This window comes from Ligilactobacillus equi DSM 15833 = JCM 10991 (genome assembly GCF_001435735.1).
Lineage (GTDB): Bacteria > Bacillota > Bacilli > Lactobacillales > Lactobacillaceae > Ligilactobacillus > Ligilactobacillus equi.
The window spans coordinates 1-13,577 of the sequence record NZ_AZFH01000060.1 but is presented as its reverse complement, the minus strand read 5'-3'; the positions used below and the strand labels follow the sequence as shown (position 1 = coordinate 13,577).

Below are 13,577 nucleotides of genomic sequence, written 5' to 3'. Positions count from 1 at the left end.
AATAACCACGATTTGGTAGTAGCCGAAAATTTACGAAGCTCTAATATGCTTAAAAACCATGCCTTAGCTATGTCGATTTCAGATGTCGGTTGGAGAACATTCCTCCAAAAAATGGAATATAAGTCCGCTTTATACGGGAGAAGTTTCATAACTGTAAGCCCCAAAAACACTACGCAAATGTGTAATGATTGTAAGTTTGCCATGGGGACAAAAGGTACAGAAAAACTAACTCTCAAAGATAGGGAATGGACTTGTCCTAATTGTGGTACATTCCATATTAGGGACATTAATGCCTCTAAAAATATTCTTGAAAAAGGATTAGAAAAACTAGCTAAGGAAAAAGAAAAAAGCCTAGCATAACTAGGCAGTCCGTTTGGCAACTTGCGGACTCTAAAGGCATTGGTAATTATCGTGTTAGACGTGATTACTTTGTAATCATGCAGTGATGTATCTATGCAAATTGTGGTCGGGTAAGCCGTAAGGCTTGCCTTCTCACAAGCCCCAGTCTTTAGAATGGGGTAGTTGACGGATTAGTCCGCAAAATAAGTGAGGATTTCTTCTTCAGTAAGGTCTTTTTTGGCTTGCCCGGCCTGGTCTAAGACAATTTGGCCATCCTTTAAAACAATGGTCCGATTCCCGTATTTAAGGGCATCGGCCAATTGGTGGGTAATCATGATGCAAGTTAGTTGTTTTTCTTGCACAACTTGGTTGGTTAATTCCATCAATTGGCGACTGGTGTTGGGATCCAAAGCGGCAGTGTGTTCATCTAACAGCAATAATTGGGGTTGATTTAAAGTCGCCATCAAGAAACTCAAGGTTTGTCTTTGTCCTCCTGATAAAGAACCAGTGGGGGTATCTAAACGTTGGTCTAAACCGTTGGGTAGTTGGCTAGCTATCTTTAAGAAATAGTCCTTTTGTTGGCGCAACCCCCGTAATTTCAACCCGAGCTTTTGGCCACGTTTTTGGGCTAAAAGGAGATTTTCAGAAACGGTCATCCGTGGCGCCGTTCCCATCTTAGGGTCTTGGAAAACTTGGGCAATTTGGCTGGCGCGACTAACTTCTGGTTGGTTGGTGATGTCTTGATTAGCGAGTAAGACTTGACCTTTGGTAGGGAAGATGCTGCCGTTGATGGTGTTAAATAGCGTGGACTTCCCAGCTCCGTTGGTTCCCAAAAGGGTGATGAAGTCCCCCTTATTAACTGTTAAGTTGAGATTTTTGAGAATGCGTTTTTCTTCACTCGTATTGAGGTTGACGGTTACATCGATATTTTTGAGGGTTAAGATGGCTTGACTCATGGGCGACTAACTCCTTTCTTTAAGAGGCGACCAAAGTTAAATTTCTTTTGGAAGAGGGGTAACATCAGACACAAGGCTAAGACGAGGGCGGAAATTAAGCGGAAGTCGTTGGTGGAAAACCCGAGTTGTAACACAATTAAGAGGACAAAACGGTAAAGGATGCTTCCTAAAATAACGGCCACTAAGCGGGCAATTAAGGTTAATTCGCCGTAAGCTACTTCCCCAATGATGATTGCGGCCAGGCCGATAACAATTGTCCCGGTCCCCATATTGACATCGGCATAGCCGTTATTTTGGGCGATAAGACCGCCAGCTAGTCCAATTAGTCCGTTGGCAACCATGAGACCTAAAATTTTCATACGGTCAGTGTTAATCCCTAAGGAGCGGGCCATTTTTTCATTGTCACCTGTGGCGATAAAGGCTTGTCCTAAATCGGTGTATAAGAAGAGGCCTAAGAGGGTGATGGCAATCGCCACGAAGATTAGGCCGATAAAGACGGAGGCGAAACCTTCCGGTAGGTTAGCTAAGAAAGGTGCAGATAAGATGGTCTGTTTATTTAAGAGCCCTAAAGTAGCCTTACCTAAGATGCGTAAGTTGATAGAGTAGACCCCTGTCATTACCAGAATTCCGGCTAAAAGAATCGGGATTTTACCTTTGGTGTAGAGTAAACCGGTAATTAAACCTGTTAACATTCCTGCGCCTAAAGACAAGAGGGTAGCTGTAAGTGGATTAAGACCGTGAGTAATAGCAGCCACACAGACGGCAGCCCCGAAAGGAAAGGTCCCTTCGACGGTCATATCAGGGAAATCCAAGATTCTAAAAGTTAAAAAGAGGCCGAGGGCTAAAATTCCCCATAAGAAACCTTGGCCGATTGCAGAAACGATTAAACTCATTTGTAGACACTTCCTTTCTTTTGAGCCACTTGTAAGATATCTTCTGGAATAGAGATTCCAAGTTTTTGAGCAGCTTTGAGGTTGATAGAGTAGACGCCTTTTTCGGTGTGTTGGACCGGAATATCAGCGGGCTTTTTACCTTTGAGAACCTGAGCGGCAATTTTACCGGTCAAGACTCCCATTTGGTATTGGCTGACACTGAAGGTTCCTACGGCGCCATTTTTAACCATGGTATCAGCAGCTGCGTAAACCGGAATCTTGGCAGTATCGGTGGTCTTAATTAAAGTCGACATTCCGGAGGCAATAGTATTATCTGTTGGCACGTAAACACCTTGAACCTTGCTTACCATGGTAGCAGCGACTTGGTTAATGTCATTGGTAGAAGTTACGGTGTAGGCTTGAGTCTTAATCCCAGCCTCCTTGGCGTAGTGCATAAATTCCTTAGCCTCACCGGTCGAAGCGTCATCACTAGAGGTGTAGATGACGCCCATGGTTTTTATGTCAGGAGAGAGGGACTTAATCATTTGCACCTGTTTTTTAACTGGTTCGACGTGTTGAACCCCAGTAACGTTACCACCGGGATGAGAGAGAGATTTGACCAGGTTGGCTTTTACGGGGTCACTAATGGCTCCCATGATTACTGGAGTATTACCGGCCACATTAGCGAGTGATTGGGCAGCTGGAGTGGCGATACCAATCATCAGCGTGGCATTTTTATTTTTAAATCGATCACTCATTGACTTTAGATTAGATTGATCGTTTTGAGCATTTTGATAATCAATTTCGATGTTTTTTCCGTTGCTATAGCCCTCGCTCTTTAAACCTGCCACAACACCTTGGTGAATTTCATCTAAGGCTGGGTGGCTCATTAATTGTAAAATCCCGATAATAGGTTTGGTGTTTTGCTTTTGGTCGTTGGTTTGTTTTACCAAAGCAAAAGTTAAAAATGAAAATAAAATAGCTAAGCTGGCAATTAAGCGTTTCATAATAAATACCTCCTTTAATTTTTCATGAAAAAAAGCGTCCCTGCTTGCAGGAACGCTTTTTAGTGAACCTGCACAGATATGGTCTGTGCAGGCATGGAAAAATTAACCGGCACAGATACGACGCTCTGTTGCGAGTCGCATCTGTACCCAGATACAACTCTACCGGCTTTGCCAACGATTAATGTTTTGCAATGATGAGTAGGTCATAGTAATTCTTCCTTTCCGTTTATTTATGTTTCGATTATAATTTAATGAGATAGAACTTGTCAATAGAAAAGAGGTAAAAAATTGGAAATCAAAACAAGCTATGATTTAAACAGTCAAATTTATCAAGATGCCTTACAAATTCGCAAAGAAGTCTTTGTGGAAGAACAAGGTGTCGATATGGCTTTAGAAATTGAAGGTGAACAAGGTCCGCGCCATTATACGGGATATGTTAATGGTCAAGCGGTAGTGACTGCGCGAGCTAAGGTCGAAGCTGATGGGGCTTGGCACTTGCAAAGAGTGGCTACGAAGAAGGCTTATCGTGGTCAAGGTTTAGCCAAGAAGTTACTCCTGGCCATTGAAGCTGATGCACGGGCTTCTCAGGTACCTTATCTGACTTTAGGTGCCCAAGACCAAGCTCAAGAATTTTATCTTAAATTAGGTTATCATGTGGTTGGAGAGGGTTTTTTAGATGCTGACATTCCCCATCACCGTATGGATAAGGACTTGCAACTAGGATAGAATTTATCTATAATATAGGGTATGCGATGAGTCGAGAAAAACCAGACAAAGAAATTTGTTTTGCTGCGGCAACTAGTGGTTAATTTCGAATGGGGACACATGATGCTACCGGATTTTGTAGCGTGTCTGACGAACTTGGCCTATGTGGAAATTTGCCAATTAGTCCATCTTAATTGATGCCAATTAAAGCCCTCTTTTCCTTGGAAAGGAGGGCTTTTTCTAAAAGAAAAGAAGGGAAAAGTTTATGGAGTTTAGATTAGCGCAAAAAACAGATTTACCAACGATTGTAGACATTTATAACCAAATAATTCCCAGCCGTTTGGCGACAGCGGACTTAGAACCAATCACGGTGGCTGATCGTCAAGTTTGGTTTGACGCGTTTGATGCCCGTCATCCTTTATGGATGATTGAAGCAGAGGGGCAAACCTTAGGTTGGGTTGGGCTTGAGCCTTTTTATGGGCGTAAGGCCTATGAATACACTGCTGAAATTGCTATCTATTTGGATGAAAAGGCACGCGGGAAAAAAGTGGGGACGCAAGCCTTAGAATTTGTCTTAAATCAAGTTAATGATTTGGGAATTTCAGCGATTGTTGCTTATATTTTTGGTCATAATCGGCCAAGTTTAGCTCTTTTTGAAAAGTATGGCTTTGAGAGGTGGGGTCACCTCCCACAAGTTGCCCAATTGGATGGTCAAAAGCGGGATTTAGAAATTTTAGGGCGACGCTTCGACTAAGTTAAATATCTCCTAAATTCAAGTAAATTTCTTTAATTAAGGGCTAAAATTTGCTATATTAAAGACGAAATAGGTAACTAAAAATTTAGAAAAGAGGAAGATGATATGGGTTTGATAATTACACTTGTAGTAATTGTGATTTTGGCCTTGATTTACATTGCTATGTACAATGGCCTTCAAAAAGCCAAAGTAAATACTGATGAATCTTGGAGTCAAATTGATGTTCAATTACAAAGAAGGAACGATTTGATTCCAAATTTAGTTGAAACCACCAAAGGTTACGCTAAGCACGAAAGAGAAACTTTAGCACAAGTAGTGAACTTAAGAAATCAAATGAATTCTTTACCAGCGGATGCACATGAACAAAAAATGGAAGTTTCCAACCAAATTACGGATTCTTTAAAAACGATTTTTGCTTTGGCGGAAGCTTACCCTGATTTAAAGGCTAACCAAGAATTTGTTAAGTTGATGGAAGAGTTAACTAACACGGAAAATAAAATTTCCTACTCTCGTCAACTTTTCAACTCCAGTGCCGCTTTATACAACCAAAAGCTCTTGACTTTCCCATCTAATATGGTGGCTAAGATTCATAAGTTTACGAAAGTTGAATACTTGGAAGTTCCCCAAGAAGCTAAAGTGGCACCAAAGGTTTCTTTCTAAGATTAAGCAGGTGACCGCATGCTTTATCAACAAATTGCCAAAAATAAACGTAAGACCGTTTATGTGATGCTAGGTTTTATTCTCCTGGTAGCTTTAATTGGCGCGGGAATTGGCTATAGTTTTTTCGGTTCGAGTACGGCTGGGATTATTTTAGCTCTCATTATTGCCTTGGTTTACATGTTAATTATGCTGAGCCAATCTGCTGATGTCGTCATGGCCATGAATCACGGTCAAGAAATTACCAGTCCGGATCAGGCGCCAGAATTATGGCACATGGTTGAAGATATGGCTATGGTGGCGCAAATTCCCATGCCTCGGGTCTTCATTATCGATGATCCAAGTCCTAACGCCTTTGCGACGGGACCTAATCCAGAACATGCGGCTGTGGCCGCTACGCGCGGGATTTTAGAGAGGCTGAATCGCGAGGAAATGGAAGGGGTTATGGCCCACGAAGTTTCCCATATCCGCAACTACGATATTCGTCTTCAAACCACTGCTTTGGCTTTATCAGCGGCGGTTTCCTTATTAGCAGATATCGGAACGCGGGCTATGTGGTTTGGTGGGGGGCGTCGTCGTGATAATGATCGCGAAGGAGGAAGTTTGGAGGTCATTATGATGGTGGTCTCAATTTTAGCCTTGATTTTAGGGCCGATTGCAGCTTACCTGGCGCAAATGGCACTCTCACGTAATCGGGAATATCTAGCGGATGCTTCGGCAGTGGAGCTTACCCGAAACCCTCTGGGATTAATCAGTGCCTTGCAAAAAATCTCTAACAGTGAGCCGATGACGGAAGCCAATACAGCTAGTGCGTCCATGTACATTGCTAATCCTTTTAAGGATGGTTCTTGGACGAGTCTGTTTGATACTCACCCACCAATGGAAAAGCGTATCGAACGCTTACGGAATATGTAATAGTTAAAGGGCATGACTGCATAGGTCATGCCCTTTTAGCTTGGCTTAATTAAGCAAGGAACGCAAGAGGTCTACTTTTTGTTGGAGTTGTTGACCGATATCGGTGTCAGCTACCAGTTTACGGGTCGTTTCATGGTTGACTACGCGTGTCGTGGAGATGATATCATGATCATTTTGAATAGCATCCTTGCGGGAAGTGAAGGGATGGTGGGAAACTAAAACTAGCCCATAGGAATTGGAAAGTAAGGTGTAGCCCCCACGACCAGTGGTCTTTTGATAGGCTTTAGAATATCCACCATCAATGACTAACATTTTTCCCTGTGCCATAATCCCAGAGTGGCCACGCTTAACGGGAGTGTGGCCATTAATTACGTGACCAGTTTCAGGATTTAAACCAAAGGACTGTAATAAACGACAAACAAAGTCATAATCTTTACGTAATTCGAAGTAAGGTGTCCGAATTTCTTGGTGAGTAGTCTTATCAGCGATAAAGTAGCGTTCAAAGGTTGTCATGGCTTGTTTACCAAAAAGAGGTGAAATTGGCCCCTGCCATAGATACCAAAGTAAGTCTTGGTCATCTTGACTTGCTTCATTCAAATAAGCTTGTCGAATTAAACTATCAAAGAAGTTTAATAAGCTAATGCCTTGGTAATTGTGTCCTTTATGATGGAAAGTGACAAACTTACCATTTTTGTCTACAGGGACGCAACCGTGGACAAGAAGATTACCATTATATCGTAAATACATACTGCCATTTCGAACGATAAAGTCAAGGTGTTGGCGCAAACGGTAACTGTGGCGGAAAGAATACACCAGTTCACGGATGATTTCTTTTTCCTCGGCTAAGAGTTCATAAGGTTTTTGCGCATCTACTGTACCAAAGCAACTATTAATTAGGGGATAAGTATGTCCTTCAATAGTAATAGTTTGTTTTTGGTAATCAATTTTATCTAGTAAGAGACGGTTTTCCATCGCGAAGTCAGGTTGGCGGTCAATCACTTGTTTTTCAAGTTTAAATTGCATGATGGCTAAGGCTTGGTGGATTTGGGTAAGTTGAAGTTGGTCACCTTGGAATTTGAAGGCATCACCTTCTAGTAATTTGGGACGAAAACCAGGATTATCGTCGTAGTGTTCTTGGGCAAAGGTTGCTAAGTGGCGTAGGTTGATTCCATAAGCATCCTCAACAACCGCTAAATTATTATAGCGAGCACAAATTCGCAAAAGGTTCAAGAGACAAAGTTCTGAACCACTGGCAGCTCCAATCCATAAGATGTCATGATTACCCCACTGGATATCGACGGAATGATAATGCATTAGCCGGTCAATGATTTTATCAGGTTGGTTCCCGCGGTCGAAGATATCACCCAAAACGTGGAGGTGATCGACTACAAGTCGTTGAATGGTATAGCAAGTGGCAGTAATAAAGGCGTCAGCCATCTTAAGATTTAAGAGATTTTTTAAGAGTTGGTCAAAATAACTACGCTTATCAAATTCATGGGCATTGGTATAAAGTAATTCTTCGGTGATATAGGCGAAGCTAGGATCTAGGGCTTTCCGAACCTTAGAGCGGGTATATTTAGTGGCTGTAAAGCGTAGCAATTCTAAGAGGTGATTGATAGTATCTAAATACCATTGCTCTAATTGGTTAGGGCTCAAATGAAGCGTGATGTCTTTGAGTTTATCTTGGGGGTAATAAATTAAGGTAGCGAAGTCCTGGAGGGAAGCTGGCGTCATCCGCCCACCAAAGACGGCTTGGATTTTAGTTTTAACATTGCCAGAACCATTCCGCAAGAGATGGTCGAAAGCAGGATACTCTCCGTGTAAGTCACTAACAAAGTGTTCTGTGGCTTTAGGAAGGTGGAGGATGGCTTCCAAGTTCATGATTTCGGTGATAACAGCTTCTTTGTTAGGGAATTTTTGTTGAATAAGTTCAAGAGCATAGGCCTCTTGTTTAAGCTTAGTGATTTCGTCCATAGATGTAATGTTTCCTTTCGCATAATCATGTCACCTATTCTAAACTTTTTAGAAGGCGCTTTCAACAGTCTTGAAAAGAAAAAACCAGAAGGTCGAACTCCTGGTCTACTGTGCTTAGGCTAAAGCAAAAATTTCATCAATTGTAACGACAACTACAGCGGCCTTTTCAAGTTTAGAACCTTCAAGGGCTTTTTTAGCGAATTCATCGTCTTCGTGAATTTCGGCGGTGCCATTAACACGGAAAGCTAAGTGATTTTTGGCGTCCCAACCAGCTACGGCAACCTTGTTATTAACTTTTACGTTAGCATAGGCATGGTCGTAAGTGTATTCGAAGTAAATCAAGTGGTTAGCGTCTAAGACACGCATGGAACCCTTAGGGCCAACTTGAGGAGTGCCATCCTCAGCAGCGGTAGATAAGAATAACATGGAGTCATTGAAAAATTGAATTTGAGTTTCATTTAAAGTGTTACCATCTAATTTTTTAGCCATAATAAAAACATCCTTTCATTCATCTTGTGTAAGATAAGCATAAATCTTTTCAATAAGCTAAATATATGCTAAAATGTAATCGTTGTCAATGATTGTGCACAACCTTTAGAAAAACTTACTAAAAATAATTTAATTTGTCAATAAATTGGAGGGTAAAATTATGGAATTAACAGTAACAAAAGAAGCCAGCAAGAAATTAAGTCCCTATCTCACTGATTCTAAATACGATCTCTTGTTAGATTTTGACGATGGGGTAGGATCGCTATCCAAAGTTGGGGTTTGCTCTTTAGATTCCAACTTCCGAGTGGTGGCGGTCAAGCACGGTGATTATGCCAAGGATTATAATGAAGTTCTGGAAAGTAATGTTGGTCCTTTCCGCTACAAGGATTACTCTGATATGTACATGGATAAGGTTATGCGTCTGGAATTGAACCCTAACAATCAAATGTTACGGTTGATTGGAAATGGCTCCGGTGAGTTGACCGCAAGTGTGGCGCTTTTGGATATGTCCACACAAGCTTAGTGATACTATCTGTGCGAGCAATTTATTTGAAAAAAATAAATTGTGCCATATATAATCAAAAATATAAAGTAAGTCAAAGTTACGAGGAGGAAAAAGTATGTCAGTAGAAAAAAGAGCCTTGTTAAAATTGTCGAAACAATATAACCGTTACCAAGCCCTTTTGAAAAAATACACCCAACTTAATGATCATTTTCCGATACACCTTGACCAAGGGAAGGCTGGTTTTTTCATTGTTGGTTATCTAGCTCAAAATCCTGACGCTAGTGCAGTTGCGATTAAGCAAGCTACTAGTACTAAGGTGGCGGACTTTGATACGACTTTAACCGAATTAATAACGAGGGACTTGGTAAGTGAAAATGATGGCAAGTATCGTTTAACTAAGCAAGGTTTAGAGTTACGTGATGGCTTGGAAGCACGACGTGACCGGATTGCTAGTGAGGCTTTCCAAGGTTTGAATGAAGCTGAACAAGCGCAATTTTATCAATTGATGTCTAAACTGGTGGCGGAATACGCTAGTCGCGATATTGACTATGATCAAGTAGAAAAAGCTTAATTTTTGACCGTCACTTTGGTGGCGGTTTTTAGTTAATGAGATTTTTTTGCAAAAGTGCGTTGTGCATAATATAATTAAAATTAAGAGATACATAAGTAAGGGAGGCAGAGTTATGATAGAACATCGTCCAGATAAACTAGAAGATGAATTATGTTTTGCAATCTATAGTGCTCAAAAAAGATATAGTAAGTTTTATTCAGAATCATTAAAGCCGTTTGAATTAACTTATTCCCAATACATTACCTTGTTGGTTTTATGGGAAGAAAAGCGGCCCTTATTGGTTAAAGAAGTAGGTGAACGCCTCGGACTTGATACCGGGACACTGACGCCCATGTTACGACGGATGGAGAAAAAAGGGTGGTTAACGCGGAGTCAAGGTCAAGATGATGGGCGTCGGGTTTATATTGAATTAACGCCCAAGGGTTTAGATGCGGAAACTCCAATTAAAGATGCAGTAGAATCCTGTTTCTCCCATGTTAATATGAATGAGGAAGAATATAAGCAAAGTGTGGCTAAAATTAGTCAAATTGCCGAATTTTTAGAAGCTAATAATCGCTTACTATCCCAAAGATAGATAAATGTCCAGGAGTTATTTTCTGGGCATTTTTAGTTTTGCGGTTTCCTTTTTGGAGCAGATACGTTACAATTACATGGACAAATCAGAAACTGGAAATAGAAAGGATACCTATAAATATGAGAATGCAACTGAGTGAGGTGGCCCAAGCCCTCGACTTTCCGATCGCGGAAGGATTTGATCAAGTTGAAATTACTAGCGTGAGCTTTGATAGTCGGAGTTTGGAACCAGGGGCGCTGTTTATTCCTTTAGTAGGTGAAAATGATGGTCATAGCTATATTCAAAGTGCTATTGATCACGGTGCGGTCGCTACTTTATGGCAAGCTGATCATGCGGATTTGCCAACACTACCAGCTATTGTAGTTGAAGACAGTTTGCAAGCTTTACAAAAACTTGCTAAGTACTATTTGATGAAGATTAACCCCAAAGTAGTGGCGGTTACGGGTAGTAATGGTAAGACGACAACTAAGGATATGACGGCTGCTATTCTAGCCACAACTTTTAACGTCCAAAAGACCTTTGCTAACTTCAACAATGAAATTGGGGTTCCAATGACGCTTTTAGCTATGGAACCAAATACTGAAGTGGTTGTTGTGGAAATGGGGATGGATCATCCAGGGGAGTTGGATGCCCTCAGTAAGTTGGTTGAGCCTGATGTGGCTGTGATTACCATGATTGGTGAAGCCCATATTGAGTTCTTTAAGGAAAGAGGCAAGATTGCTGACGCTAAGATGGAAATTACCCATGGTCTCAAAGAAGATGGGGTTTTGATTTATAATGGGGATGAACCACTCTTGCGGGAAAGAACGCAAAACTTAATTCAAGAAACCCGAACTTTTGGTTTGGCGGAAAATGACGAGCTCTATGCCCAAGACATCGTAAGTGATGCTCAAACTACCAACTTCAGGGTAGCGAATTTTGATCAGGTTCTTACAATTCCAATGCTTGGGGCTTATAATGTCAATAACGCTTTAGCAGCCATTTCCGTTGGTCTGTTATACCAAATTGAATCAAGTCAAATCATGGCAGCCTTGAAGAATTTCCAAGTAACGGAAAACCGCACCCAATGGGTAAGCGGGCAGGATGGTTTGCGCATTTTAAGCGATGTTTACAACTCTAACCCAACGGCGGCTAAGGAAGTTTTAGCCGCCTTCAGCCAAGTGCCTACGGATGGTCGCCGAATTGCGGTGCTTGGTGACATGCTGGAATTGGGGGATGATGCACCGGAAATGCACGCGAGTTTGGCAGAAAAAATCGTGGGTGATAAGCTAGCGGTCGTCTACCTCTACGGTTCTTTGATGGCTAACTTAGCCCAAAAATTACGTGATCAAGGTTATACGGGGCAAATTCATCACTATCCAAAAGAAGAACAAACTAAATTAATTGCCGACCTCCAACAAGATGTGACTGGCAAGGATATTGTTATGTTGAAAGCTAGTCATGGTATGCACTTGGAAAATGTTTTAACAGCTCTGAAAGCGTAAACTATTTGTATCAAGCGCATATTAATGCTATGATTATCAAGACACTTTAAAACCGTTATTTAATTTGCTGGAGATTCACTTGTGTTAGAGTCCCAGCAACCCCGCCGGATTGCGGGTTTTCCAATATAAGGAGGAACAATTTTTTGAAATTTAATGAATTAGGGCTGGAAGAAGACTTACTAAAAGCAATTGAACGTAGTGGATTTGAAGAAGCAACACCGATTCAATCCGAAACGATTCCCTTGGCTTTGGCAGGTTTAGATGTCATTGGTCAGGCACAAACAGGGACAGGGAAAACTGCGGCTTTTGGTTTACCAGTCTTACAAAGAGTGGATACTTCAAAGAGAGCGATTCAAGCGGTGATTATTTCACCAACGCGTGAATTGGCCATCCAGACCCAAGAAGAACTTTACCGCTTAGGAAAAGATAAGCGGGTTAAAGTTCAAGTTGTTTACGGGGGAGCTGATATTCGGCGTCAAATCCACCAATTAAAGAACAACACTCCTCAAATTTTAGTCGGGACACCTGGCCGTTTATTGGACCACGTGAACCGTAAGACCGTTGATTTAAGTCAAGTTCAAACTTTAATTTTAGACGAAGCTGATGAAATGTTAGACATGGGATTCTTGGACGATATTGAAGCCATTATTGCCAAGGTTCCAGCTGAAAGACAAACTTTGCTTTTCTCTGCCACGATGCCAAAGGCGATTTTAAACATCGGCGAAAAGTTTATGACAGATCCAACGACGGTTAAAATTAAGGCTAAAGAACTGACTACTGACTTAGTGGATCAGTACTTTGTGCGGGCACGTGATTATGAAAAATTCGATATTATGACGCGGATTTTAGACGTACAAGCCCCGGAATTAACCATCGTTTTTGGGCGTACCAAGCGTCGGGTAGACGAATTGTCCAAAGGTTTAGAAGCCCGCGGTTACAATGCTGCCGGGATTCACGGTGATTTGACCCAACAAAGACGAATGACCATCTTGAAGAAGTTTAAGGCTGGTCAATTAGATATCTTGGTAGCAACTGATGTGGCTGCGCGTGGTTTAGATATTTCTGGGGTGACTCACGTCTATAACTACGACATCCCACAAGACCCAGAAAGCTACGTCCACCGGATTGGTCGGACCGGGCGGGCCGGACATCACGGGACTTCTGTAACTTTTGTAACACCTAATGAAATGGACTACCTACGTGTGATTGAAAAATTGACCAAGAAGCGTATGGAACCATTAAAGCCACCAACAGCTAAGGAAGCCTTTGCTGGGCAAGTGGCTTCTGCCTTAGCAGAAATTGATGATTTAGTTGCGAAGACGGATGATGACAAGTATGCGGATCAAGCACAGGTACTCTTAGAAAAATATGATGCCCAAACTTTAGCTATGGCGCTTTTGAACCAAATGACCAAAGATGATGCCAGTCAAGTGCCTGTTAAGATTACACCGGAACGACCTTTACCACGTCGGCGTAATAGTGGGAAGCGTAATGGTTACCGTGGTAACAACAAGTGGCGTAAAGACAATCGTGGTAGTCGCAATGACTGGCGCGATAAGAAGCGTGGTGGCGACCGCAATAAGAAGGATCGCTCTCGTGATCGTTTCGAACGGCGTCAAAAAGGCGGTAAGCGTAACTTTACAATTCGCACAAAACAAGATTAAATTAGGAGAGAAGCCAAGGTGCTTCTCTTTTTTTCTGGAGGTGAAAATATGAAGCTTGCCCCATATTTAGACCCGAAAGGGTCTTTTTTCGTTGAAGTAATTTAACCTAAA

At 41.7% G+C, this 13,577-nt stretch carries 15 protein-coding genes; 10 read left to right on the top strand and 5 right to left on the bottom strand.

Going from position 1 to position 13,577, the window contains the following annotated elements; genetic code table 11:
• Positions 1–360, top strand: a 360-nt coding sequence (locus FC36_RS05570) for an RNA-guided endonuclease InsQ/TnpB family protein (RefSeq protein WP_156409518.1), incomplete at its 5' end; no start/stop codon positions are given.
• A 170-nt stretch (positions 361–530) separates the two neighbouring features.
• On the opposite strand, the gene FC36_RS05565 is transcribed toward FC36_RS05570, so the two are convergent.
• Genes FC36_RS05565 through trpX form a run of 3 tightly spaced genes read right to left on the bottom strand, consistent with a single transcriptional unit; the run spans position 531 to position 3,174 of the window.
• Positions 531–1,295, bottom strand: a complete 765-nt coding sequence (locus FC36_RS05565) for an ABC transporter ATP-binding protein (RefSeq protein WP_025021372.1) — start codon at positions 1,293–1,295, stop codon at positions 531–533.
• Positions 1,292–2,188, bottom strand: a complete 897-nt coding sequence (locus FC36_RS05560; protein ID WP_025021373.1) for an ABC transporter permease — start codon at positions 2,186–2,188, stop codon at positions 1,292–1,294. Before FC36_RS05560 ends, FC36_RS05565 begins: the two co-directional genes overlap by 4 nt.
• Complete coding sequence (gene trpX / locus FC36_RS05555; protein WP_025021374.1) at positions 2,185–3,174, bottom strand: tryptophan ABC transporter substrate-binding protein; 990 nt, start codon at positions 3,172–3,174, stop codon at positions 2,185–2,187. Before trpX ends, FC36_RS05560 begins: the two co-directional genes overlap by 4 nt.
• Before the next feature lie 288 nt (positions 3,175–3,462).
• On the opposite strand from trpX, the gene FC36_RS05550 reads away from it, so the two are divergent.
• From FC36_RS05550 to htpX, 4 genes are all read left to right on the top strand, one after another.
• On the top strand, positions 3,463–3,900 hold the full coding sequence (locus FC36_RS05550) for a GNAT family N-acetyltransferase (RefSeq protein ID WP_056986757.1): 438 nt from the start codon (positions 3,463–3,465) through the stop codon (positions 3,898–3,900).
• Positions 3,901–4,144: 244 nt separating this feature from the next.
• Positions 4,145–4,633 carry a GNAT family N-acetyltransferase gene (locus tag FC36_RS05545; protein WP_023860459.1) on the top strand — a complete coding sequence of 163 codons (489 nt, stop codon included), beginning with the start codon at positions 4,145–4,147 and terminating at the stop codon, positions 4,631–4,633.
• 105 nt (positions 4,634–4,738) lie between these two features.
• Positions 4,739–5,293 (top strand): LemA family protein, encoded by a 555-nt coding sequence (locus FC36_RS05540; protein WP_023860460.1) that lies wholly within the window; start codon positions 4,739–4,741, stop codon positions 5,291–5,293.
• 18 nt (positions 5,294–5,311) lie between these two features.
• Positions 5,312–6,205 (top strand): zinc metalloprotease HtpX, encoded by an 894-nt coding sequence (gene htpX / locus FC36_RS05535; RefSeq protein WP_023860461.1) that lies wholly within the window; start codon positions 5,312–5,314, stop codon positions 6,203–6,205.
• A gap of 45 nt (positions 6,206–6,250) precedes the next feature.
• On the opposite strand, the gene FC36_RS05530 is transcribed toward htpX, so the two are convergent.
• Both FC36_RS05530 and FC36_RS05525 read right to left on the bottom strand, forming a co-directional pair.
• Positions 6,251–8,179, bottom strand: coding sequence for a fructose-bisphosphatase class III (locus tag FC36_RS05530; RefSeq protein WP_023860462.1), 1,929 nt, complete (start codon positions 8,177–8,179; stop codon positions 6,251–6,253).
• 114 nt (positions 8,180–8,293) lie between these two features.
• The gene (locus FC36_RS05525; protein ID WP_023860463.1) at positions 8,294–8,668 is read right to left on the bottom strand and encodes a pyridoxamine 5'-phosphate oxidase family protein; all 375 of its coding nucleotides are present in this window, start codon (positions 8,666–8,668) and stop codon (positions 8,294–8,296) included.
• Positions 8,669–8,828: 160 nt separating this feature from the next.
• On the opposite strand from FC36_RS05525, the gene FC36_RS05520 reads away from it, so the two are divergent.
• The 5 genes from FC36_RS05520 (at position 8,829) to cshA (ending at position 13,466) form a co-directional block, all read left to right on the top strand.
• Positions 8,829–9,191 carry an iron-sulfur cluster biosynthesis family protein gene (locus FC36_RS05520; RefSeq protein ID WP_023860464.1) on the top strand — a complete coding sequence of 121 codons (363 nt, stop codon included), beginning with the start codon at positions 8,829–8,831 and terminating at the stop codon, positions 9,189–9,191.
• Between the two features lie 97 nt (positions 9,192–9,288).
• Positions 9,289–9,744 carry a helix-turn-helix domain-containing protein gene (locus FC36_RS05515; protein WP_023860465.1) on the top strand — a complete coding sequence of 152 codons (456 nt, stop codon included), beginning with the start codon at positions 9,289–9,291 and terminating at the stop codon, positions 9,742–9,744.
• A 112-nt stretch (positions 9,745–9,856) separates the two neighbouring features.
• On the top strand, positions 9,857–10,318 hold the full coding sequence (locus FC36_RS05510) for a MarR family winged helix-turn-helix transcriptional regulator (RefSeq protein ID WP_023860466.1): 462 nt from the start codon (positions 9,857–9,859) through the stop codon (positions 10,316–10,318).
• A gap of 119 nt (positions 10,319–10,437) precedes the next feature.
• Positions 10,438–11,802, top strand: a complete 1,365-nt coding sequence (locus FC36_RS05505; protein WP_025021375.1) for a UDP-N-acetylmuramoyl-tripeptide--D-alanyl-D-alanine ligase — start codon at positions 10,438–10,440, stop codon at positions 11,800–11,802.
• Positions 11,803–11,945: 143 nt separating this feature from the next.
• Complete coding sequence (gene cshA, locus FC36_RS05500) at positions 11,946–13,466, top strand: degradosome RNA helicase CshA (RefSeq protein WP_025021376.1); 1,521 nt, start codon at positions 11,946–11,948, stop codon at positions 13,464–13,466.
• Positions 13,467–13,577: the final 111 nt, after the last annotated feature.